Genomic DNA, 24,255 nt, shown 5'->3' with positions numbered 1-24,255 from the left:
AACCCCTCTCTGACTCATCCGTAATATGATAATATACATAACGTAATAATCAATACGATATATACTATAACTATACTAAAAAAGACCTATGAAGAAAAGATATCTTACATGACATTACCTCCCTATTATATACACTTTCATAGATTCACATACACAGGAATGGGAGTTTTCTGTAGGTGTGTCATACCGACTACGATCGTTTTCCTTTTCTCCTTAAACATATGTATAAAAAGTAAAAGAGAGAGAAGCACGATGCTCCTCTCTCTCTTTTACTTATCTATTGACATTAAGAATTGTTGTTGTTATTGTTGCGTTGTTGATTATTGTTGTTGGCGCGAGAGTTTCCACCTTTTTGACCAATCTCTTCATAGAATTCTTGGTCATGATTTTTAGAGGTTGTCTCTCCGCCTTTTTGTCCAATATCTTGGTAGAATTCTTTATCATGATTTTTGGAGGTTGTTTCTCCGCCTTTTTCTCCGATATCTTGATAGAATTCTTTGTCATGATTTCTTGCTGTTTTGTTTCCACCTTTTTGTCCTGCTTGTTCTAGAGACATTTTTTCATTGTTGTTCTTAGCCATTATGAACATCTCCTCTCAATTTCAGATAAAAAGTGTAGTCAATCTAGCTTTTTTAACCATGTGCTTTCTAAAGACTTGTCCAACTTTTAGCTATTGTTATTGTTGTCGTTTTGGCGAGCTCTTTCTTTTCCGCCCTTTGAACCAATTTCTTCGTAGAATTCTTGATCATGGTTACGAGATGTTGCTTTTCCACCTTTTTGACCAATGTCTTCATAAAATTCTTGATCATGGTTCTTGGCCGTAGTCTCTCCGCCTTTTTGTCCGATCTCTTCGTAAAATTCTTGATCGTGATTTCTTGCTGTTTTATTTCCACCTTTTTGTCCTGCTTGTTCGCGAGACATTTTTCCGTTATTGTTCTTAGCCATGCTTAACATCTCCTCTCAAGTATTTTTGGCTTTTGTCTTCGCCTACAGTTGTTGTAATTCCACGTATGATGTTAATTAAACATCTTTAATATATTTTTTTCTATTGTATAATTTTAACCCTGCCATATTAGGGTTTCTCAATTTTTTTCTTAATATTTTCTATAGCTTTTTCTGCTGCATTGTTCTTCTCTTCCTTCTCTCTATCTTCCAGTCGGAAATCCTGTCGATCACTCTGTGGGATGTTAAAATATCCTTCGTTATCCGATTTACTGCGTAGGAACATGGCCTCTACAACTCCTTCCTAAGATTTTAACTGCACATTGCGCTAATTATTTAAGACAGGATCGATATAATTCTTCCGTTTAACCCAGACAAAACCGTCTCCCTTTGTAATGACTGCCACATCCACCGGGGGGCCTACTGACTCAGTTGCTCTGGAAACTCGCCGTTTAAATGAAGTTAAGTTAACCAACGCCTCTGCCATGTCAGCTAGTTCCTCCTTAGGAAGGGAACGAACAATCCCTAATAAAGGGGTAATATAGTTGGATTGTCTGTATTCATCCACAGCGTCTTCTATGGAGTCATATACGTCATTACCCATTTTTTCCATTTTACTAACTTGTTCTTTTGTTAGCGAGAGTTGCAAATGGTCTTCTAGTTGTTGGTGATAGGTTGAGATAACTTTATGCACTATACCTAATATGGCATCCTCCATGTTTGGTTCGATTCCACCCATAAAGGAATCAACCATTTCTCTTTGTGCAAATGGGGTAATTGCAGCAGTCCCACTATCCTTACTATTTGAGTAGCTAATTTTTTTCTCCAGTATTTTCTTATACTTTAATTGACCAAAAACGAAGCCTTCTAATCGATAATTTAATAACTGCGGGAAAATTTCTTCTTCTCCAAATCCTGCGATCACAAGTCCAGTACTTCCTAAACTAAAATAATCTTTTCGTACGACGTCAAAAGCTAACATAGAGAGTTTCTCTTTGATGTTCTCTGGGATGGTGTATGAGATGAATTCATCGTTAATCTCTTGAATCACCTCATGAAATTCTTGCTTAAATGTAGCAGGTTCCATTTCTATAAAGACTTCTTCTTTTTCTTCAAATTCTTTGCGTACTTTATCAATTTGATTGTTCAATAACCTTGTGGCATCTTTGTCCGTAACCTTTTTGTCCTGCTGCCTTTCTTCTTCCAGCTCTTCTTCTACTTTTTTTATTAACCGCTTAAGCGTATCAGAATACGTACGATATATGATGACTTCTTCCATTTCTTTTACATTAAACCTTTCATCTTGCTTAATGAATGCGATAAAGTCTTCCATGTAGGAAGATAAATAACGAAGTTTTTCATCTCCAACATAATCACGGTATGATTTGATAATGACATCCCATGGTACCTCCATAAAAGATGCGGCCCCATATACCATGAATCCAACAGAATGATCGCTTGAAATAGAGAACAGCTTATTAGCCGAATTATAAACCTTTTGCACACCATCTCTCCCACTCGTAATTGCACTGTCAGCCGCTAGAGACATCCCTAACTTATTCATAATTGCTACCTCTGCCGTCACGCAAGTTCCTCCTTTCCTTTTCTCCTTTCCATTTATCCTCGTATGGAATAAATCAAACAAAATAGAAAAGCGAAGAGCGCCTGCTTAGAAACGTAGTGGCTGGAGTGAATCAACTGAGATAAAGAAATCACGGTGAGTTTGCGAGCCGATGATGCCTTATCGCAAGGCGATTAGCGAAGTCACCTAGTTTCTGGCGCTCGTAGCTAGAAATAGAAAAGCGGAGCGCCAGCATATGGAACGCCGACTAAACAACAACCCGTCATGGGTCAACGTCGAAATGACCCGGATCCTCCGGGCCCAACACATAGAAAAAGCCGAGCACAATATGGTGAATTTCTCCATAAGCGCTCGGCTTTTTTCAGTCATTCTATTTAATTAGTTAGGATATTCAAGTGGTCCACCTGGTCCTAATGGGATACCAAACAACATCCAAATGATAAGCATGATTGTCCACCCCACGAGGAAGAAAATAGAGTACGGAATCATGGTAGAAATTAAAGTACCGATACCCATCTTCTTATCATACTTCTGGGCGAATGCAATGATAATTGCGAAGTAAGTCATTAAAGGTGAAATAATATTTGTTGTGGAATCAGCTACACGATAAGCCATTTGAGTTAGTTCAGGAGAATAACCCAATTGCATCATGATTGGTACAAATACCGGTGCCATCATGGCCCATTTTGCTGAAGCACTCCCTATAAATAGGTTGATAAAGGCGGTAATTAAAATAAATATTAAGATGAGTGGAATTCCTGTCAGGTTAACGCTGTCTAGAAATTCTGCCCCGTATACACCAAGCACAAGCCCCATATTGGATTCATTAAAATATGCAACAAATTGACCTGCTGTAAAGGCTAGTACAATAAACATTCCCATTGATGCCATTGTGTCAGACATTTGCCCTGCCACATCTTTATCATTACGAATCACTTTTGTTACTACTCCATATACAAGCCCTGGAATTAAGAAAAGGATCGCTATAATTGGAACAAGCGAGCTCATAAACGGTGATTGGACGATCTGATCCATCGTTGAACCTTCTGTCCCCCGCATTGGAGCGTTTTCTGGAAGAATAAGCAATGCAGTCAGACCCAAGCCAATCACTAAGGATACCCCTGCCCAGATTAAACCTTTTTTCTCGACCTGTTTTAATCCATCAAGGTTTTCTTCTGTTTCTTCGTTACCTTTTTCTTGCTTGTAGCTTCCAAGACGTGGTTCCACAATTTTCTCTGTTACCCATGTACCAATCAATGTAAGTACAAAAACGGAAACGGCAATAAAGGCATAGTTCATTGCGATATTCATTGTTTCCGCATAAGCAGGATCAACAATAGACGCGGCTGCAATCGTTAGCTCACCTAGCATAACATCCGTACCAGAAAGTAATAGATTAGCACTAAAACCTGCTGAAACACCAGCAAACGCAGCAGCAAGTCCGGCTAATGGATGTCTCCCTAGCGCAGCAAAGATTAAAGCACCTAGTGGCGGCAATACTACGTAACCTGCGTCAGAAGCTACACTGGACATAATCCCTGCGAACACAAGACCTAGTGTAATGAAACGGTTCGGTACAGATAGTACAAAACCACGTAGCATCGCACTGATTAAGCCTGTACGTTCAGCAACTCCAATACCGAGCATTGTTACAAGCACAACACCTAGTGGCGCAAAACCAATGAAGTTATCTGTCATACTTGAGAAAATGTACTGAATACCTTCCGCATTAAGCAGGTTGGTTATTTCAACCATTTCACCTTCTTCTCCGGGGTGCTCTACACTAATCCCCAATTGAGAAAGCGCCGCAGATAGCACTAACACCAAAAGTGCTAATATTGCGAATAATGTGACGGGATGTGGTAGTTTATTACCAAGAAACTCTATCCCATCTAGTGACTTTTGGAATAAGCCTTTTTTTGTCTTCCCCATATATCCCTCTCCTTTTTCCATATGAGTAATATTCTGAAAATACCACCGAATCTTCGGTGTGCAGGTAACATTATAAAGGCTAAGTCACTAATTTGAAACCGTTAATAAAATAAAAGTAATACTAGCAATAGTCGCAAGATTAACACTTGAAAAGAGATCATTAAATACTAGTTAAAGTAAGGGTTATGCTCCATCCCTTTCCACAGCGGAGAGGCGTTTTCTAGTAAGCTTGCAAGTTGTAATAAACGGTGTTCTTCCCCTTTACCAGCCATAACTTGTACACCAAGTGGCAGTCCATTCTCTGTAAAATGAACAGGGACGGACATTGCTGGTTGACCTGTAAGATTTGCCAGTTGAGTATAAGGGCTATACGTTAAGCTTGGTAGAAACATCTCATAAATGAGCTCCAGCCGTTTTACCCGCTCAGCTTGTCTCATTTGATCTCGCATTACCTCTGCATCTTTTTCCGTTGCTGTTAACTCCCCTACAAGAGGTGCAGCAAACGCTGTTGTTGGGGTTATATAGAAATCAAATGTTTCGTGAAAAATTGCAGCCTCGGCGGCAGCAACATCCCATGAAGCTATACTTGTGGCATACTCAGCTGCAGTCACATGCTTTCCTGCTTGATAAAGCATCCATGCCTCCAATTCCATGTCTAGTTCTGATAGCTCCCTCTGCTGTATTTTTTCCAGTTGTGCCATAACGGAAGCCATCTCACCTGCATTCATTACATAATAATTTTGCATCAGTTGAACACCATCAATATCTGGAGTCTGTTCTTCTACAATATGTCCTTCCGCCTCAAGCCACTTTACTGTTTGTAATACAGCCTGCTCTGCTTCTGTTGAAACGGGAGTGCCTACAGGTGACACTGTAGAGAATGCGATTCGTAGCTTCTTGTCCAAAGGCTTTTCCAGTACGTCTTTGTATTTTTTAGGATACAACGGTGTTTGAAAGGCAGCTTCTGGTTGCACTGTTTGTAAAACATCAAGCATTACTGCGCTGTCTCTTACACTTCGAGTGAGAACAAAATCAATTGCCGCTCCCTGCCATTGTCTCCCTACTCCCGGCCCTACAGGGGTGCGGCCTCTTGTTGGCTTGAGACCAAATAACCCTGTAAACGAAGCAGGTATTCTAATGGAGCCACCTCCGTCACTTGCACCGGCGATTGGCACAATTCCTGCAGCTACAGCCGCTGCCGCTCCGCCACTGGAACCTCCAGGTGAATGCTCGAGATTCCAAGGATTCTTAACAGGCCCGTGCACGGAAGACTCTGTAATGTTTTTCAATGCGAACTCTGGTATATTTGTATGACCAATAAATTGGAAACCTGCATTACGAAATTCGCTTACAAAGTTAGCGTCTTCTTTCGCAACACTGTCTTGTAGCAGCCTGGAAGCGGAAGTAGATTTCTCCCCAGCTAATCGTTGTGTTTCTTTAAGTAAAACGGGGACTCCTGCGAAAGGTTGTGCAGCAGAATAAAAACCATCCGCCTCTGAAAAAGCCTTTTCCTTTCTGGAAGAAATAACAGCATTTAAATCAGGGTTCAGCTTTTCTACTTGATAAAAACTATGTTCTAAGAGTTCACTTGGTTTTATTTCTTTACGCTGAATTCTTTCAGCCATTTCAACGCCATCCATTTTCTTGAATTCGTCAATATTCATTCTTATCTCTCCTCCAAAAACAAACTTCTTAACTCATTGTATCATTTCCCTATCGAAGCCTACTATCTGCCTTTTTTATCATTTAGTTTTTTCCATTCAGGGTCACCAAGGTCATGAAGTTTTTTGTTTAATAGGTATGTGGAGAGTGGTATGACAAAAGCCAATGTAGCATATAAGAAAACCGCCAAACTAGGAATTCTGTCTAAAAAAGTTTGCAACAATCCCTCACTCCTCCTGCATTTTCACTCGATCAGCCGAGCCTATCCTATCTATTCGCACTTCGGTATTGACTTTTATAACAGCACTTGAAAAGTAGCTTTCTCCCTGTTCCCAGTCTTCTTTTACTTCCTGCCAGAAATCATAGTGGGATTGATAAAGTTTTTTACCGATTCCCAGCACGTCCACCTGGAGATCTTTTTGCACTTTTTCAATCGTTTTTGCAGTAAATTCTTTTACCTTTTTTTCTGCTGAGGCTTCGGCCTTCTTTACATACTTTTCATCTAATACACTTTCCGTACCATAATGTTCCGCAATATTTCCGTCAATTAAAATGGAGATTTCCACTTCTACATTATCTCGTTGCGTATTGGTGATTTTCATTTTTTGATTTATCTTTGTAATTTCAACCACCAATGAGCTTTCATCAACCTGTACTTCCAAGACGCCACCTTCTGTGTGGCCATTTATAAATCCTAAACCACTTGTTTCCTCCTCATTAAGCGAACCAACCATTTGGTTACTTTTTCCATCCATAACCACTACGTTTCCATATTCTGCTAAGGGACCTTCCTTTTTTACGGCAGGGAGTACATAACTCTGCTCGTTTAAGATTAATTCTTGAATTTCCCCAATATGTATCGGTTTGATCGTGTTCGTATTTCTATCAACATTTTCCATCAAATCGTCAAGATACATGGCCGGAACATCGGTATTTTCTGGGGTCGAGTTCAATATTTCCTTTGCACCTTCGTGGGCTACCAATAAGCGAATAGATCTCCGTAGGGCGTGATCACGAATAAAAAAATCCATAATATTGGAAAACAAATGTGGTTGTGTAAGGACCTCTTCGGATACTACAAGGACTTTTAGATGTTGATAGAAAGGCACTTGGCTATTTATCCGAGAAAACTTCCGGTTTGTTCTAAAAACGCTTGTACCTTTTTCTGAGACATTCATAAACGCCGGTTGCCCTCCGCTTCCTTGCATCAACATTCCTATACCAGAGGGGATAACGAACTGGTTTGTCATCATCACTTCATACTCAGTTTCCGTTTTCTGATTAACTAAGTCGATAGCTGTGCCAACAATAAACCCACGTTCTTCTATATCTATTCTATCCCAGCAACCAGCAAGGAAAATAGTAGAAGAAATAAGGCAAACAAGCACTTTTTTATTTAGTAGCATCCTCCTTTTTCCTCCCTCGTCTGATTTTGGAGATAGTGAATAGTATTAATGTAATGCTTGAAGAAGAGATAATCCCAAAATAGCCAATAAATGTTCCCAACTTCGCAACTTCTATAGACCCTTCTGGTATCATTCCCACTATATAAATGAGGGGAGCCATGCAAAAGAGTAATGTTTGTTTTTTAAGCTTGATGAAAGGCTGTAAGGCATAAATACTAACATCAACCGACATAGTGGTTGTATTAAAAATAGACATGATCCAAATAACAAAAAAGAAGGAGTCGAATCGTTCAAAAAACCCTCCCGGTATTTCTATTTCTTTTGCCAGTTCAATTAATGGATATACTAAATTTCCCGTAACCGCGTTTCCAAACACGCCTAAATTGATAAAGAAGATAAGCAGGTACAAGCCAATAACCATAAGCATTCCATAAACGGACGCCTTTGGTACCTTTTTTGTGTCTTTCACAAGGGTTATATAAAAGAAAAGGATGTTAAAACCGACAAATGCCAAACCACTTATTTCCGATGCTTTTATTTGATCCCTTACGCCTGTTTCAAAAATGGGAAATAAGTTATCCATTTCAAACCAGCCAAAAGAAAACAGTGACAATATGAAGGTGATCAGCACGATAATGGGGAAAAATAACATATTTAAACGAAATAAACCTGCCCGGGAACCAGACACCGCATACACTACGACTAGAAGGAAGGTGAGTGAAATTACCTCCAAAGGAGTCCGATCGAATAAGTACGCTTTCGCAATCTCTGCAATGACCCTGATTACATAGGCACTCAAAAGTAAACTTTGCATAACAAGAATAAGGCTAAACAAAATGGATACAGGCTTTGTAACTAACTTTGAAGAATAGGATAGAAATGTTTCTCCTGGATAACTAGCTGCTAGCTTAGAGGTCATCCATACAATAAGTGTGATCATGATACCAGCTACCAAGAGAGCGATCCACCCATCCGCACCAATTGTGAGGAGAGCTATTTCACGTGGTAAAGAAAGAATTCCGACCCCAACGGTTACAGCGGGTAATGCGATCATAATCTCTCGCGAACTAATTGTTTCATCCCCATATTTAAAATCACCCACCTAAGTTTACCTCCTTAAATTCCCTGACGTTGTATCCTTTGGTTTAAGATTTCTAGGTCGTTCATTCATCATTGGAATAGGCCCACGCAACACCAGGTCCTTCCAGTCCTTGATAAAGCTTGGGGCGAATGGTGTGGAATAGGGGACACCCATGCTTTTTAAGTTTACGATGTGTATATTTATCATGATGTAAACAAGTACGATTCCATACAGCCCTAGGACGGCGGCCGCAAACATAAATCCAAAACGGAGGAGGCGAAAGGAAATTGCCACACTATATAGAGGTATCGTAAACGATGCTACAGCTGTAAGGGCCACGACGATGACCATAATTGGGCTAACAATCCCAGCACTCACTGCCGCCTCACCGATTACAAGTCCGCCAACGATACCAATTGTTTGTCCAATCGTCCTTGGTAGTCGAGCTCCTGCTTCACGCAACAGTTCCATTGTTAACCCCATAATAATGGCCTCCACAAATGCCGGAAACGGAACCCCTTCTCGGGTTGCCGCAATCGAAAATGCTAGTTGCGAAGGAATCATCCCTTGATGATAGGAAACTAGAGCAATATAGAGTGCAGGAAGGAACATGGTAATAAATGCTCCGATATAGCGAATGATTCTTAAGAATGTACCAATTAACCAGCGGTCATAGTAATCTTCTGGTGACTTAAATGCATTCGCAATCGTTATTGGAGCAATTAAAGCAAATGGACTACCGTCTAAAAGAATACCCACTTTTCCTTGTAGTACAGCGGATGCTACTTTATCAGGACGCTCGGTATTATCCAATTGAGGAAAGGGAGACAAATAACTATCCTCTATCCATTGCTCGATATATCCTGATTCCATTGCACTGTCCATATCAATAGAAGAGAGGCGCCGGTCTACTTCTTTGACCATATCAGGGTTTACAATACCGTCCACATAGCAGACCACAAGCTTTTTCTTCGACCTTCTACCGACTTCACTTGTATCAAAACGAAGGTTCGGATCGCGAATATGTCGGCGTATAAGCATCATATTTGTTTGTAGATTTTCTACAAAGCCTTCTCTTGGCCCCCTAATAAGAGATTCTGAAATGGGCTCATCAATTGATCGCGTTTCCCACTTTTCTGTGCCCATCAGAAGGGCCTCCGCTGTTCCGTCTACATAGACGACCGATTTGCCTGACAATAAGTCAATTGTTAATTTATCTAAGGAATTTGTTTGCTCTACACTACCAATACTAATCAAGTCAAGCTTTAACTGTTTGATCAGTTCATCTGGCGTGTCACTGCCAGCTTCCTTCTCTCTATTTCGCAACAAATTTTTAATTAAGTCATTATGTATGGCTTCCTTGTTACTTAACCCGCTAATAAAGGCTACTGCAGCCTTCACATTAAACCCTAGATTCAACCTGTGTATCACTAGATCCTCCGGACTTCCAATCAAAGTCTGTAGATCTTGCAAATTCTTTTCAAGATCTACTCCGATTTCTGTTGAAAAGTCTTCTCCTTCAACAGACTCTTGTTTTAACTTGCGTCTTCTGAAAAAATTCCGGCCCATACATTCACCCCCATAGGCTAACTTGACCTTTCCTTTTTTTTCCCGTAAAGGAAGGTTTTTATACAGAACATGTTTTTCTTATTTAAAGACACGTATAAAACACCTATTGAATGCCAAACTATGCTTAGCTGAATGAAGGAGGGCTATTGCATGGATAAACAAATAAAAGCTACCGCCTCGGAAATTGCCAACTTGTGGGCATCGTATATGAACGCCTCATCTACCAATGCGATGTTGGCTTATTTTAAAGAAAATGTAGAGGATGAGAATATTCGTGGTTTACTGAATAATGCTTATGAATTATCAACCTTTGCGTTAGAAACTACTAGTCAATTACTTACAGAGAGTACAAATCCTGTTCCAAAGGGTTTTTCGGAAAAGGATATCAACTTAACAGCACCGCGATTATACTCCGATACGTATACGTTATACTTTGCCATAAATTTGCACATTCTTGTAATGACACACTGTGCTAATGGTATTTCACAAAGCTCTTGAAGACATATACAACTTTTATACGGAAACTTTTAGGAGAGCGAACTCAGTGCATATGCAAGCCATTACAATTGCTCAACAAAAAGGTGTCTACGTCTCACCACCTAACATTCCTACGTCTGATACAGTGCACTTTGTAAAAAAAGATAGCTTCTTAAACGGTTGGTTTGGGGATAAGCGCCCTTTACTTGCTAGTGAAATTGCCCAGTTTTACGCAAATATTGAACGTAATGCACTTGGTGCAGCAACGATATTAGGGTTTGCTCAGGTTGTTGAATCAAAAGAAATAAAAGCATACTTATTAAAAGGAAATAACATAGCCCAAAAGCATGTATCCAGTTTTTCGAACTACTTAGAGAAAAGCTACATTCCCGTTCCGATGGGCTCTGATAGCTATGTAACCGAATCCTCTCATGTGAGTCCATTTTCCGATAAGCTCATGTTATTCTATACAATTGGCATGATTACCCAAGGAGTTGCGTTTTATGGAATGAGCATTGCGACTAGTGCCAGAAGAGACATTACGACTCTTTATGCAAAACATAGTGGTGAAATAGCCTTTTATGCAGAAGAAGGTATAAAACTAATGATTCATAACGATTGGTTTGAAGAGCCGCCAAGGATGGTCGATAGAAACGATTTAATTCAGAATGGGAGAGAGTAACGTGGAAGAAAAACACACAAACAGTCACCTAACAGCCTCAGAAGTGTCCCACTTATGGACTGCCTATCAAAGCAATACACTTGCAATATGTGGGTTAACACATTTTCTAACACATATTGAGGATCAAGATATTAAGGAAATACTGGAAGAATCCAAATTAGTTGCCGAACAAAAAAATAATGAGGTTATTGCACTTTTTAATGCGGAAGATTACCCTATTCCTCAGGGATTTACAAAAGAAGACGTTAGATCAGACGCGCCAAGGTTATTTTCTGATGCGTTATATCTCGAATATATATTAAATATGACTATCATATCTTTAAGCATGTATAGCATGGCTTTGGCAGGATCAGACAGGAATGATGTTATTCAATTTTTTTCCGAATGCTTAAAATCAACAAAAGAACTTCATATTAAAACAAAAGCGCTCTTAAAAGAAAAAGGTCTTTCTTCAAAAAATCCTGTAATCCCAATTCCTCAACAAGTAGAATTTGTTAAAAATGATAGCTTTCTATCGGGTTGGTTTGGCGAACGCAGGCCATTACTTGGCATCGAAATAAGTAACCTTCTTTTTCATTCAAAAAGAAATGCACTTGGACATGCGCTGATCACCGGATTTAGCCAAGTTTCTCCTTCCAAAGAATTAAGACGTTTCTTTGAGAAAGGAAGGGATATCTCCGAAAAGCACCTTTCTGTTTTTACTAAATTGCTGCATGTAGATAATCTTCCCCAAGGTTCACCCTTATTAACGTCAGAGGTCACGACATCTACTACTGCGCCGTTCTCTGATAAGTTGATGATGTATGTGGTTACTAACCTCATTAATTCAAGCATTGGAGAATATGGTGTTTCAATATCTACTAGTCCACGACATGATTTAGCTTTACAATATACCCGATTAATTGCCGAAATCTCTAAGTACGCAAATGACTCTGCCAATATTTATATCGAAAAAGGTTGGATGGAACAGCCTCCTATTGCAGCTGACAGAAAAGAACTAGCGAAATAGGTGTGTCTATGGAGACGAATCTCAAGGAAAAAAGCAAAAAACTAGAGGCCGTTTTATGGAGTATTGCCTTACCAGGTTTCGGACAGTTGTTAAACAAAAAGTACGTGAAAGGTCTTACCCTTGTTGGGTTGGAATTTCTCATTAATGTTTTGGGAAACTTTAACCGAATTATCATCTTAAGCTTTCATTTTAAAATCGAAGAGGCTATTGAACAGACAAATTATCTTTGGCTGATGTTTTATCCCTGTCTCTACTTCTTCGGTATATGGGACGCTTATAAAGATGCTGGTGGTGGTAAAAAAGCCTTCGCCTATTTACCGCTCGTCTTTTCCGCATACTTTGTAACACTTGGTCTTATATTTTCACCGGTGCTCAAAATCTCCGGCTATTTAATCGGCCCTATGTGGCTCCCAATCCTTTCTCTACCAGTTGGACTAGCTGTAGGAGGATTAATCAGATGGGTTTTATTGAAATTTATTTACCACAATCGAACAGATTCAACCTAACAAACTCTTGAGGATAAATTTGCTCGGGAGTTTTCTTTTTGTCGTAACCCTTTTGTCCCATCCTAATGCTTTTCTCTCACAAAAATAGAATATTATACAAGTTCATCTCATATTTTATACGAATCATTCTATTTTAAAAAAGCCATCATATTTTTCTTCTATTAATTGAAGATTGGGGTGTTAACATGACACAGCAAGCTGTGCTGCAAGTGGATAATTTAAAGACATATTTTCACCTAGAAGAAGGAAAAACCGCTAAGGCAGTGGATGATATTTCTTTCAAGATTTCCCCTGGAGAGACTGTCGCGCTAGTTGGCGAATCGGGAAGTGGCAAAAGCATAAGTGCTCTTTCGATTATGCAATTAATTAATAAACCAGGTCGAATTGAAGGCGGAAAAATCACACTTAATGGAAAGGACATTACCAATTATAACGCCAAGCAGATGACAAAAATCCGTGGTAATGATATAGCGATGATCTTTCAAGAGCCAATGACGGCACTTAATCCCGTGTTTACAATTGGAAACCAAATCACTGAGATTGTTCGAAAGCATAAAAACATGAGTCGGCAAGAAGCTCATCAGCATGCTGTCCATTTATTAAAGCTAGTTGGTCTATCAAGAGCTGAAGAAATAATGAAGGAGTTCCCACACCAGCTCTCAGGAGGAATGCGACAGCGGGTGATGATTGCAATGGCCATTTCTTGTGACCCTATGTTATTAATAGCCGATGAGCCGACCACTGCCCTTGACGTTACGATTCAGGCACAAATCCTTGATTTAATGAACGAAATGAAAGAAAGATTTCAAATGGCGCTTCTCTTAATCACCCACGATGTTGGCGTGGTTTCCCAATATGCTGATCGGGTGATGGTGATGTATGGTGGTCAGATTGTAGAGGAGGCTACTGTTGATGTATTACTTGAATCACCAAAACATCCATATACACAAGGTCTATTGGATAGCCTTCCCATGGTGGATAAAGACGTAAACCGACTTGGTACGATCAAGGGGACCGTTCCGCCAGCTTATGATTTTCCTTCAGGCTGTCGCTTTTCTACACGCTGTCCACATGTAATGGAAAAATGCCATTCACACAATCCTCGCTTGTCTACAAGTGATTCGGAACATCATGTTCGTTGTCATCTTTATCCCTCGGAGGTGAAGGAATGACTGTAAAAAATGAAACAAAAGAAGAAACGCCTGTCCTTAATGTTCAGCATATTAAAAAATACTTTCCAATTAAGGGTGGCGTATTTAAACGAACGGTTGGCCAGTTGAAAGCAGTAGATGACATATCCTTAACCATCAATCAAGGCGAAACCCTTGGTATTGTAGGGGAATCAGGATCCGGTAAATCAACACTTGGCAGGGTTATTCTCAAACTGCTCGAGGCTACGGAAGGAACCATACTTTATAAAGATGCAAATATCACAAGCATGAAAAGAAATCAATTTCGTCCCTATCGACGCAATATGCAAATGGTCTTCCAAGATCCATTTGGCTCTCTAAATTCCAAGATGAGTGTAGCTGAATTGGTAGAAGAGCCTTTACTTGTTCAAACTTCTTTATCAAAAATAGAAAGGCAAGCAAAGGCGATAGAATTCATCGAAAAAGTTGGGCTGCGTGCTGAAGACCGCTTAAAGTACCCGCATGAATTTTCCGGTGGCCAAAGGCAACGAATTAGTATAGCCAGGGCACTTATCACTAATCCCGAATTTGTTGTTTGCGATGAACCAGTCTCTGCCTTAGACATATCCATTCAGGCACAAGTACTAAATCTTATGAAGGATTTACAGGAAGAGCTCGGACTTACGTATTTGTTTATCGCCCATGACCTTAGTGTTGTGAAGCATATTAGTGACCGCGTTGCCGTGATGTACTTAGGAAAAATTGTCGAGATAGCGCCAACCTCTAAACTATTTCAGGAACCTGCCCATCCTTATACACAGGCATTACTGTCTTCTATTCCAACCCTTACCAAGAAGAAGGAAGATGAACCTACCATAAAGCTAAAAGGAGACATACCGAGTCCCGCTAACCCCCCTTCCGGATGCGCCTTCCGGACGAGATGTCCGTTTGCACATGAGCGGTGTGAAAAGGAAATACCATCATTAACTGCTGTTGGGACAGGACACGAGGTATCCTGCCATTTACACCATGGATAACATGGTGGATGGTTTAGGTAACGTTCATCAAAGTTAGGAACAAAGTAATGCAAGATTCAAATCGCACGTCTTTAAAGTAAGGAATTTTGTGGGAGTCTCTTCAGAAGAAATCTTAAGCTATCCTCACATGCAAAAAAGGCCATTATTTCCTTTATGTTGCCTTTTTTCATATAAAACTATCGAAAAGGAGGGTGTGGATGATTATTGGTTTAATCATTTCTTTGAATAAAGGGGGATTTTAGGATGAATAGAACGTTTAGGAGATTATTGATTCTGCTAGTCTTTTTATGCATGATGGGTTTCTTGTTAGTTGCTTGTAATGATGATGGCGATGAAGAAGGCGCAGAGACTGAGGATACAACAGAAAATACAGATGATGGTGAAGAAGGTAAGGAAGAAGAAGCCGAGAGTGGTCCGCAAGAAGGCGGAACATTGACTGGGGCAATGTATTCTGCACCAGCAGGTATGTTTAATCCTATTTTTTACGAGGAAGCATATGAAGCTAACATATTAAGTTTTACACATGATAGCCTCGTATCCCAGAATGAGAGTCTTGAATTTATTCCAAGCTTAGCAAAAGAATGGGAAACAAACGAAGACCAAACGTCCCTGACTTTAAAGCTTGAAGAAGGTGTGAAATGGCATGACGGAGAAGAGTTCACGGCTGAAGACGTTGTTTTCACTTACAAATCCATGTCCGATCCTGATTATGTTTCAGCAGGTGGGATAAGAACTGCTTACGTCCTTCCATTACTTGGCTATACTGCATACAGTTCAGGCGAGGCAGATACGTTTGAAGGCGTAGTAGCAGAGGATGACTATACCGTAACATTCCATTTTGAAGAGCCAAATATTAATCCACTGTATTATGCGAGCTTCCCAATTATCCCAGAGCATATTTTCAAAGATATTCCAGTAGCCGAAATGCCAGAAGCTGCGGAGTCTCGTGATGCTGGTGCGATTATTGGTACAGGAGCATTTAAATTTACGGAAATGGTAGAAAGAGAACAGTATATTTTGGAGAGACATGAAGATTATTGGCAAGGAACTCCATACTTAGAGAGCATTGTATGGAAAGTAGTCGCACAATCGGTTATGACTGGCTTACTTGAATCGGGCGAGGTAGACTTCATTGCCGATCCAAATGGCATACCGCCAGCTGACTTTGAGACCGTACAAGGTTTTGGAAATATTGAAATCATTGAACAACCCGATTTTGGTTATCAACTCCTTGGCTTTAAACATAATCATCGTACAGGTGAAGACGTAGAATCAGGTGCACTAGAACCAGACAATTGGGTACCAAACGAAAAATTAGCTGATCCAAAAGTAAGGCAGGCCATTTCCTATGCGGTAAATCGTCAAGGTCTTGTAGAAGGGCTTCTATACGGACGTGGGCAGCCAATTAATTCTCCAATCGCAACACAATTCTGGGCTTATGATGATGCTGCCGCAACCAATTACACGTATGATCCTGACAAGGCTGGATCAATGTTAGATGAACTTGGTTATGTGGACGCAGATGGAGATGGATTCAGAGAAGACCCTGATGGCAACGAATGGGTACTCAATATGGACTATCCGACAGGAAACGAACTTCGTGAAAAATCTGCACCATTAATTGAGCAACAGCTTGAAGAAGCTGGAATTAATGTTAACTTACGTCAGCCTAAAGAAATGACTGCTTACGTAGAAGAATTAACAAATGATAACACCGATTGGGATTTATATTTATTGGGCTGGAGTCTTGGAAGTGCTGACCCTGATCCATCTGGTTTATGGGCTACAAAGGCAGCTTACAACTACTCAAGATGGAATAACCCAGAATCAGAAGAACTTATGCAAAAAGCATTAAAAGCACCAGAAGCGTTTGAACAGGATTATCGTGCAGAAGTATATTCCGAATGGCAGACCGTCTTTTCTGAAGATCTTCCTGCACTGCTATTATACGCACAAAATAGTTTATGGGCTTACAATAAACGTTTGCAGGGTGTAGAGCCATTACCTTACACCATGTATCAAGATGCTCACCTGTGGTGGGTTAATGACGCGAACTAAAATAAAGTAGAGAGTATGCGCCTTAGCATACTCTCCTCCTTCATAGGGGGGGATATTATGCATAAATATATCATTAGAAGAATACTTGTTTTTATACCGATGCTTATCATGCTGTCCATCATTGTGTTTGCCCTAGCCAAAGCAGCGCCGGGTGATCCTTTTACCGGTAAGATTCTTGATCCAACTGTTGATCCTGAAGTATTTAATGAGCAGCGAGAAGCACTCGGATTAAACGACCCTATTCCTGTCCAATATTTCCGCTGGGCAACTTCCATGGCAAGAGGGGATTTTGGAGAATCAATGTACTATAAAGGTCGTGATGTTCAAAGTCTTATTAGTGAAAGAATTGTTAATACCGTCTATTTAGGTTTGTTCGCTCTCGTCATCACCTTAGTTGTAGCCATACCAATTGGGATCTATTCGGCAAAAAACCCCTACTCCCCTCTTGATTATAGTGCTACCACTTTCGGGTTTTTAGGGCTGGCTATTCCTAACTTTTTCTTTGGTCTAATTGCCATTTATGTGTTTGCCATTAAATTGGGTTGGTTTCCAGCGCAAGGAACCATTTCTAACTTACACATTACGGGCTTTTCTGAGTTCCTAAACCGAATCCATCACATGGTACTTCCAGGAATAACCCTTGGACTTGCAGGGACCGCAACCTATATGCGATATATGCGATCAGAAGTACTTGATGTACTTGGTAGTGATTATATTCGAACAGCAAAAGCCAAAGGGATGAATGATCGTAATGTGTTGTACAAGCACACCTTACGAAATGCTATTATTCCAATCATCACGTTAATGGGATTTGAATTTGGTGCATTACTAAGTGGTGCCATCATAACAGAACAAGTTTTCAGCTATCCTGGGCTTGGAACCTTGTTTATAAACTCTATTACAAATAGAGACTATCCTGTTATTATGTCGATCACACTCCTATTAGGTGTAGCCATTCTTATAGGCAACCTGCTGGCAGATATTTTTTACAGTATTGTCGATCCTAGGATCCGCTATGATTGAGGTGATATGATGTGAAAGCAAACTCTACGGAAGACATACAAGTTTCATTAACTCAGAAACACAATCAGAGTCCCTTTACATTGGCAAGGAAACGATTTTTAAAAAATAAGTTGGCTCTTGCAGGTATTGTGGTCTTAGTTATTTTTATTTTGGCAGCTTTATTTGCCCCTATCTTAACAGAACATGATCCTACAAAAGGGGATCTTATGCTTATTGAGAAACCACCTTCTGCAGATCATATACTCGGCACAGATGGCTCAGGTAGAGATAATTTTGCACGCCTAATTTATGGTGCGAGGATTTCACTTACAGTTGGGTTTTCAGCTATGTTATTCACCCTTATAATCGGTGTCGTTACTGGAGCAGTAGCAGGTTACTACGGTGGAAAAGTAGATAATATGATAATGCGTGCCGCCGATCTGGTATTAGCATTACCATTTCTCGTTTTAGCTCTTACTATTATTGCCATCCTTGAAAAAGTAACAGTAGGTATTTTTGTAACAGTAATTGCCATAACGGCCTGGCCGACCTTAACGAGAATTGTGCGGGGGACTTTCCTGTCATTACGGGAGCAGGAATTCATTCTTGGTGCAAGGGCAATTGGGGCGAATGACCTGCGGATTATTTTCAAACATTTTATTCCAAATGCCATTGGGCCAATTATTGTAAATGCTACGCTCTTAATGGCGACGATGATTATAGTAGAATCAGGATTAAGCTTTATTGGAATGGGCATTCCGCAACCTACTCCTACTTGGGGGAATATGATTTCAGAAGCACAGAATATACGTATTTTACGTGATCATCCAGAAGCTTGGATTCCACCTGGGTTAGCTATCCTTTTAACCGTGCTTGCCATTAACTTTATTGGTGATGGGCTTAGAGATGCATTTGACCCTAAAAGCAACAGGAGATAAGGACCCGTGAAGCGTTTTATGAGAACTGATATAGGGGATATAAGAACTTCCGCTACTAATAAATAGTGGAAGTTTTTTCTTTTACTCATACATGTTACGCTATGGATATTCTCATAATAGGAAAAGTGCAGCACATTTGCGCGAAAAGGAAGTGAAAAAATGCCATCATTAAATGCAGCAGTTCAATGGAATAATGTTACCTTTTCTGTTAAAGGAAAAACCATCATACAGAATCTTACCGGGACTTTTTATGAAGGGAAAATCACCACGCTTGTAGGGCCATCAGGAGCTGGTAAATCCACCCTATTCAAATTATGCAATGGGCTACATTCAGCAGATACAGGTGACATACTAATCGCAGGAAAAGAAATTGCTTCCTATCCACCTGTTGAGTTAAGAAGAATGGTTGGTTTCGCCTTGCAAGATGCAACCATGATTGACGGAACAGTATATGAAAACCTTGCTATGCCCCTAACTTTACAGGGAAAGGATCTTTCAGAGGAAAAGGCGCAAGAATTACTGCAGCTCGTAGGTCTTCCGATTACTATTTCTAACCAGAGTACAAACGACCTATCAGGAGGACAGAGGCAAAAGCTATCGATTGCTAGAACGCTTGTAAATCGCCCTTCTATATTACTTCTAGATGAAATTACTTCTTCTCTAGATAGAGTTTCCCAACAAGATATTGAAGCGTTAATTGTAAGGATTAATAAGAATTATGGTACGACCATTGTATGGATTACACACAACCTTCAACAAGCGCGAACAATCGGGGATTATACGTGGGTGCTAATAAATGGACAGCTTATTGAGTCCGGAGAAAGCTCTCTTTTAGACAATCCTGAAAATCACGAAGTCAGGCTCTTTTTGAAAGGAGACCATTCATGAGCTATCTATCTCTGGCTATTACATTAATTTTTGTTATCATCCCTCTTGTATTGTCCAAGACATTAAATTTGGGACTTGAAAAAGATACACTGATTGCTACAGTACGATCTATTATTCAGCTTCTCGCTGTAGGTTATGTTCTGCAATTTGTATTCGAATCGGAACACCTTATCTATATCCTCCTCATGATTATTCTTATGATAGCTGCAGCAACACAAAACGCTAGAAAAAAAGGCGTACAAATCAAAGGGATTACATGGAAACTCATTCTCACCTTTCTTACAGTTGAGATACTAACCCAAGGAATTCTAATAGGGCTAAGCATAACACCTGCCACTGCCCAGTACATCATTCCAATTAGTGGTATGGTTATCGGGAACTCCATGGTGCTCTCCATATTGTTTCTAAATCGTTTTATATCAGAGGTGGAGTCAAAATCAAAAGATACTGAGCTTATTCTTTCCCTTGGTGGAACGCCGAAGCAAGCAGTCCATAGGCAATTAATCACATCAATTCAAGCGAGCACCATCCCAACAATTGAGAGTCAGAAAACTATTGGTCTTGTGCAGCTCCCTGGTATGATGAGCGGGCAAATAATAGCTGGAGCAGACCCTTTACAGGCCGTTTTATTTCAATTACTGATTCTTTTTCTACTCCTAACGACAGCCGTTGTGACAAGTATTATGCTAGGATATTTATCCTATCCCACCCTTTTTAATGAGCGCATGCAATTTTTAAAACTAGAAAAAGCTAAGAAATAAGGATAGAAGTCTTCTGGAAAGGGAGACTTCTATCCTTTTTATATGCTCTTTCCCTATTTAGTTAGTCCCTGTTATTCCTCCCCACCCACTACTTGGCCAATCAAAATATACTATTAAGATTACTACTATGAAGTGGTAGGGAGTGAGAAACCAATATGGAGTATGAGGATTTTAAACGCTCCTTGAAAAGAGAATATGGGAGGAAGTTTAATGAAGCATCTAGGAACAGATCTTTTAGCAATTCAAATGTGAAGCTACCCTAATTGAAATTAAAGAAATCCTCCTTCTCTCATGCTATAATACATATAACCAGAGATGGAGGTGATCGATTTGGACCCTTTAGATATCATGATGAATCAAGAGCAAGTTGTTCCATATTTTTCGCCGATTATTAGTGCCGAAAATCAATTAATTATTGGCTACGAGTTAAAACCCTACTACGAAGATTCTGAAAAACTCAGTCTAGATTGGTTTTTTAAGGATGATTCCATTCCGAGTGAATTTCGTTTGGAATTGAACACGATTATCCAACAAAAAGCCTTAGACCTCTTTTTCGATACTGAACAATCAACGCTTTTATTTATAAATTATAATGCAAAATTATTATTAAATGATAATGGAGAAACATTACTAAATCTATTGCAATCATACGCAGAACGAGGTTTAAATTTAAACAGGCTCGTTCTAGAACTATCTGCAGATTATGTGATCAAACACATTGACTCTTACAAACACCTACTAGCCTATATTCAAACACTTGGCATACGCCTGGCAATTGATGATGCAGGGAACCAAAATGGAAATTTGGAACGCTTGGCGATGATTAAACCAAATATCTTAAAAGTAGATACCTCTTTTCTAGAAAATGATGCATTACCACATCTCTACCAAGATGTGCACCATTTACTCTCTATGTTCTCAAGGAAAATAGGTGCTACACTGCTGTTTAAAGGCATAGAAACATTCCAACAATTAAATTATGCTTGGAGAAATGGCGGGCGTTACTACCAAGGAATTTACTTCGCAAAAGAGTTGCCTGAATTTGTAGCGACAGATTGTTGTAAGGAGAAAATAAAAAAAGATTTTAACCATTTCATCACATTTGAACAGAAAAAGATGAAAGCTCAGCTTGATTTGACTGAATCAATAAACAATCAACTAAGTAAAAGCCTGAAAAAGTTAAACACGGAAGACCATTATGATAAAACAATACTTACCATTGCTAATGACTGTGATCCTATTACATTCCGTGTTTACATATGTAATCAAGCTGGATATCAACTTTCCTCCAACGCAGAGAAAAATAGTGATGGCGAGTGGAAACTACATTATGAAGGAAGACAAAAGAACTGGAGCTGGCGCCCTTACTTTTTTGAAAACATTGTCCGCATGAACATAGAGAAAAAAGGCATACTTTCTGACCTATATACAGACATTGAACGTGATGAACGTATAAGAACGTACTCCTTCCCTATGTCAGAGGATGTATTTATTTTTATTGATATCCCATATGACTTTTTATATGAACAAGAAGGTCTTCTATAACACCTTTGCTTTTTAGTTAATATTAAAAAGGAGCTGTTTTTAAACAGCCCTTTCCCGCTATATTATATTTTTTCCAATGACCAATCAATTCCTTTTAATCCTTGCTTCTTTAGTATCTCGTTTGTCCGAGAAAAAGGTTTACTTCCAAAAAAACCACGATAAGCAGACAATGGACTTGGATGAGGCCCTTTTATTATATAATGCTTATTTGTATCAATTAGAGCCTCTTTTTTTTGAGCCGCTGATCCCCACAGAATGTATACTACTGGGGTCTCTTTATTATTCAACTTCTCGATCACCTGATTTGTAAACTGCTCCCAGCCCATACCTCTATGTGAATGTGCTTGTCCCTTCCGAACCGTTAAGACATTATTTAGGAGCAATACTCCCTGTTCTGCCCAATCGATCAAACACCCATGATTTGGTATAGGGACATCTAAATCATCCTGCAGCTCTTTAAAAATGTTTCGCAAAGATGGTGGAACACTTACCTGTGGATTTACAGAAAAACTTAAGCCATGTGCCTGGGTAGGGCCATGATATGGATCCTGTCCTAGGATGACTACTTTTACTTTTTCATACGGAGTGAAATGAAGTGCATTAAAAATGTCTTCCTTCTTTGGATAAACGGTGTGCTTTGCATACTCCTCTTTCAAAAATGTTCGCAGCGCTTGGTAATATTCTTTTGAGAATTCGTCTTGAAGCAATGGAGCCCAGTCATTTTTTAGAATATCTTTTCCCATTTTAACTTCTCCCTTCGTAGTGTTTATTATTTCCGTCGAGTACTAGTGAGAAGGTTCTGTTTCTTGTTCTTTCCCTGTTGAAGCGTTCATTAAAACGACTCCACCAACAATTAGAAGCAGCCCTACAAAGGTAATCGCATTAAAAGGATCCTGCCAAATTGCAATACCAAGTATAGCTGTTAATGCTGTACCTACTCCGGACCAAATGGCGTAAGCTAAACTCAGAGGGAGTTCTTTAAGAGAGACAGATAAAAAGTAAAATGCTGAAGCAAACCCTACCACAACTCCAATTAGGGGAAGCATTTCTGTAAATCCGTTAGATAATTTAATCATCGTCGTACCGAATACCTCACTAATAATCGCAATGGATAAAGCAATGTAACCCTTTTTCATTATTTATCTCCTCTATTCTAGTGGCCTGGATTAGCGAGCCTAAGTAAGACGACGCCTGTAATGATACATATAATGCCCGCAACCTTTTTTAAATTCATCTTCTCTTTCCAAAAAACAACTCCTACTAAGGTAATTAAAGCCGTGCCAAGACCAGCCCATATAGCATAGGCGTTACCAAGAGGAAGTGTTTTTAAGGCAATGGATAAACAATAAAAAGCAAATCCCATTCCGACAATTACCCCTATCGCTGGAATTAACCTCTTAAATCCATTGGAAACCTTAAGCATGGAACTCCCAAAAACTTCAAATAGAATAGCCATCGTTAACCAAATATACGCGTTCATCTTTACACCACTTTCTTTTCCCTTAAACTTTGCTTGCAAAAAACTATTAAATAAAAGTCCTATCATTACTTCCGGTCAGCCGTTCTATTTTCTATCAACATCTTTCTAATCATAACGGTTGAGCTGTTTTTTTAGCAAGCATCCTATTTCCTTAAATGGTGATACTACTTACTGGTACATCATGTGCCATAACTCGATGTAGGGGGAGATTGAATGGAAATTCGCGAAGGCTTCATTCCAACCACACTAGGAACTGCTGTGACAACAACAGGCTACATTCTAAAAAAGCAAAAGAACGCCAATGACATGTTGGCAAACACCATTTTCGGCTTCGGATTAGCCCATGTGGTCTTAGGAACAATTGACCTCATACAACATCGACGTTAACGTTGGGAGGAGACCTTTTTAGATTAGGTCTCCTCTTTTTTACAATTAGTAAAAACCACCTCTAGTTTCCCTTCCAACAGAGCTTTATTCTACGCTTTTCACTACTAAATAGTCAGGTTTTCATATTTGATTGGTTTAAAATTTTCTAATAGAGAATGGAGTAGGGAACAACAACAGAGAG

General features: G+C 39.6%; 26 protein-coding genes. 13 read left to right on the top strand and 13 right to left on the bottom strand.

All coding sequences use genetic code 11. The features are described 5' to 3' along the window. Nucleotides 1-286: 286 nt before the first annotated feature. From BN988_RS13120 to BN988_RS13085, 10 genes are all read right to left on the bottom strand, one after another. Nucleotides 287-580: a KGG domain-containing protein gene (locus BN988_RS13120; RefSeq protein WP_036577234.1), complete on the bottom strand. Its 294-nt coding sequence runs from the start codon at nucleotides 578-580 to the stop codon at nucleotides 287-289. A gap of 86 nt (nucleotides 581-666) precedes the next feature. Then, entirely contained in the window at nucleotides 667-945 is a 279-nt protein-coding gene (locus tag BN988_RS13115; protein ID WP_036577233.1) for a KGG domain-containing protein, read from the bottom strand. Between the two features lie 127 nt (nucleotides 946-1,072). Further along, nucleotides 1,073-1,228 carry a hypothetical protein gene (locus BN988_RS18930; protein WP_155988303.1) on the bottom strand — a complete coding sequence of 52 codons (156 nt, stop codon included), beginning with the start codon at nucleotides 1,226-1,228 and terminating at the stop codon, nucleotides 1,073-1,075. 42 nt (nucleotides 1,229-1,270) lie between these two features. After that, nucleotides 1,271-2,527 carry a hypothetical protein gene (locus BN988_RS13110; RefSeq protein ID WP_036577232.1) on the bottom strand — a complete coding sequence of 419 codons (1,257 nt, stop codon included), beginning with the start codon at nucleotides 2,525-2,527 and terminating at the stop codon, nucleotides 1,271-1,273. Nucleotides 2,528-2,902: 375 nt separating this feature from the next. Beyond that, the gene (locus tag BN988_RS13105) at nucleotides 2,903-4,456 is read right to left on the bottom strand and encodes an AbgT family transporter (RefSeq protein WP_036577231.1); all 1,554 of its coding nucleotides are present in this window, start codon (nucleotides 4,454-4,456) and stop codon (nucleotides 2,903-2,905) included. A gap of 167 nt (nucleotides 4,457-4,623) precedes the next feature. Next, complete coding sequence (locus BN988_RS13100; RefSeq protein WP_036577230.1) at nucleotides 4,624-6,120, bottom strand: amidase family protein; 1,497 nt, start codon at nucleotides 6,118-6,120, stop codon at nucleotides 4,624-4,626. Between the two features lie 62 nt (nucleotides 6,121-6,182). Continuing rightward, on the bottom strand, nucleotides 6,183-6,341 hold the full coding sequence (locus BN988_RS18925) for a hypothetical protein (protein WP_155988301.1): 159 nt from the start codon (nucleotides 6,339-6,341) through the stop codon (nucleotides 6,183-6,185). Between the two features lie 4 nt (nucleotides 6,342-6,345). Then, entirely contained in the window at nucleotides 6,346-7,524 is a 1,179-nt protein-coding gene (locus tag BN988_RS13095) for a Ger(x)C family spore germination protein (protein ID WP_081779451.1), read from the bottom strand. Next, nucleotides 7,511-8,626, bottom strand: a complete 1,116-nt coding sequence (locus BN988_RS13090) for a GerAB/ArcD/ProY family transporter (protein WP_036577228.1) — start codon at nucleotides 8,624-8,626, stop codon at nucleotides 7,511-7,513. Before BN988_RS13090 ends, BN988_RS13095 begins: the two co-directional genes overlap by 14 nt. Before the next feature lie 6 nt (nucleotides 8,627-8,632). Then, entirely contained in the window at nucleotides 8,633-10,174 is a 1,542-nt protein-coding gene (locus BN988_RS13085; RefSeq protein WP_036577227.1) for a spore germination protein, read from the bottom strand. A gap of 150 nt (nucleotides 10,175-10,324) precedes the next feature. On the opposite strand from BN988_RS13085, the gene BN988_RS13080 reads away from it, so the two are divergent. From BN988_RS13080 to BN988_RS13025, 12 genes are all read left to right on the top strand, one after another. Further along, nucleotides 10,325-10,672, top strand: a complete 348-nt coding sequence (locus BN988_RS13080) for a DUF3231 family protein (RefSeq protein ID WP_036577226.1) — start codon at nucleotides 10,325-10,327, stop codon at nucleotides 10,670-10,672. Between the two features lie 52 nt (nucleotides 10,673-10,724). Further along, nucleotides 10,725-11,333 carry a DUF3231 family protein gene (locus BN988_RS13075; RefSeq protein ID WP_231495253.1) on the top strand — a complete coding sequence of 203 codons (609 nt, stop codon included), beginning with the start codon at nucleotides 10,725-10,727 and terminating at the stop codon, nucleotides 11,331-11,333. 1 nt (nucleotide 11,334) lies between these two features. Beyond that, nucleotides 11,335-12,342, top strand: a complete 1,008-nt coding sequence (locus BN988_RS13070; protein WP_036577224.1) for a DUF3231 family protein — start codon at nucleotides 11,335-11,337, stop codon at nucleotides 12,340-12,342. Between the two features lie 8 nt (nucleotides 12,343-12,350). Continuing rightward, nucleotides 12,351-12,848 (top strand): hypothetical protein, encoded by a 498-nt coding sequence (locus tag BN988_RS13065; protein ID WP_036577223.1) that lies wholly within the window; start codon nucleotides 12,351-12,353, stop codon nucleotides 12,846-12,848. 185 nt (nucleotides 12,849-13,033) lie between these two features. Further along, on the top strand, nucleotides 13,034-14,020 hold the full coding sequence (locus tag BN988_RS13060) for an ABC transporter ATP-binding protein (protein ID WP_036577222.1): 987 nt from the start codon (nucleotides 13,034-13,036) through the stop codon (nucleotides 14,018-14,020). Further along, nucleotides 14,017-15,015, top strand: coding sequence for an ABC transporter ATP-binding protein (locus BN988_RS13055; RefSeq protein ID WP_036577221.1), 999 nt, complete (start codon nucleotides 14,017-14,019; stop codon nucleotides 15,013-15,015). The genes BN988_RS13060 and BN988_RS13055 overlap by 4 nt, the downstream gene beginning before the upstream one ends. 243 nt (nucleotides 15,016-15,258) lie before the next feature. Next, nucleotides 15,259-17,073 (top strand): peptide-binding protein, encoded by a 1,815-nt coding sequence (locus tag BN988_RS13050; protein ID WP_036577220.1) that lies wholly within the window; start codon nucleotides 15,259-15,261, stop codon nucleotides 17,071-17,073. Between the two features lie 57 nt (nucleotides 17,074-17,130). Next, complete coding sequence (locus tag BN988_RS13045; protein WP_036577219.1) at nucleotides 17,131-18,096, top strand: ABC transporter permease; 966 nt, start codon at nucleotides 17,131-17,133, stop codon at nucleotides 18,094-18,096. Nucleotides 18,097-18,107: 11 nt separating this feature from the next. Further along, the gene (opp4C, locus tag BN988_RS13040) at nucleotides 18,108-19,013 is read left to right on the top strand and encodes an oligopeptide ABC transporter permease (protein ID WP_036577218.1); all 906 of its coding nucleotides are present in this window, start codon (nucleotides 18,108-18,110) and stop codon (nucleotides 19,011-19,013) included. A 159-nt stretch (nucleotides 19,014-19,172) separates the two neighbouring features. Then, nucleotides 19,173-19,901, top strand: a complete 729-nt coding sequence (locus BN988_RS13035; RefSeq protein WP_036577217.1) for an ABC transporter ATP-binding protein — start codon at nucleotides 19,173-19,175, stop codon at nucleotides 19,899-19,901. Next, a complete protein-coding gene (locus tag BN988_RS13030; RefSeq protein WP_036577216.1) occupies nucleotides 19,898-20,662 on the top strand; it encodes an ABC transporter permease in 765 nt (254 codons plus the stop codon). Before BN988_RS13035 ends, BN988_RS13030 begins: the two co-directional genes overlap by 4 nt. 330 nt (nucleotides 20,663-20,992) lie before the next feature. Then, a complete protein-coding gene (locus BN988_RS13025; RefSeq protein WP_036577215.1) occupies nucleotides 20,993-22,207 on the top strand; it encodes an EAL domain-containing protein in 1,215 nt (404 codons plus the stop codon). A 62-nt stretch (nucleotides 22,208-22,269) separates the two neighbouring features. Here BN988_RS13025 and BN988_RS13020 read toward each other — a convergent pair whose 3' ends face one another. From BN988_RS13020 to BN988_RS13010, 3 genes are read right to left on the bottom strand one after another with little or no spacing between them, the layout of a single operon-like run. After that, complete coding sequence (locus BN988_RS13020) at nucleotides 22,270-22,950, bottom strand: uracil-DNA glycosylase (protein WP_036577214.1); 681 nt, start codon at nucleotides 22,948-22,950, stop codon at nucleotides 22,270-22,272. Between the two features lie 42 nt (nucleotides 22,951-22,992). Beyond that, on the bottom strand, nucleotides 22,993-23,343 hold the full coding sequence (locus tag BN988_RS13015; protein WP_036577213.1) for a DMT family transporter: 351 nt from the start codon (nucleotides 23,341-23,343) through the stop codon (nucleotides 22,993-22,995). A 17-nt stretch (nucleotides 23,344-23,360) separates the two neighbouring features. Beyond that, complete coding sequence (locus BN988_RS13010) at nucleotides 23,361-23,753, bottom strand: DMT family transporter (protein ID WP_330944987.1); 393 nt, start codon at nucleotides 23,751-23,753, stop codon at nucleotides 23,361-23,363. Nucleotides 23,754-23,900: 147 nt separating this feature from the next. Here BN988_RS13010 and BN988_RS13005 point away from each other — a divergent pair, with 147 nt between their 5' ends. Beyond that, entirely contained in the window at nucleotides 23,901-24,074 is a 174-nt protein-coding gene (locus BN988_RS13005; protein ID WP_036577212.1) for a hypothetical protein, read from the top strand. Nucleotides 24,075-24,255 lie beyond the last annotated feature (181 nt).

The sequence above is a fragment of the Oceanobacillus picturae genome (assembly GCF_000612865.1).
Taxonomy (GTDB): Bacteria; Bacillota; Bacilli; order Bacillales; family Amphibacillaceae; genus Oceanobacillus_B; species Oceanobacillus_B jordanicus.
The sequence above is the reverse complement of the archived record's forward strand: the minus strand, read 5'-3'. Positions and strand labels throughout refer to the sequence as shown.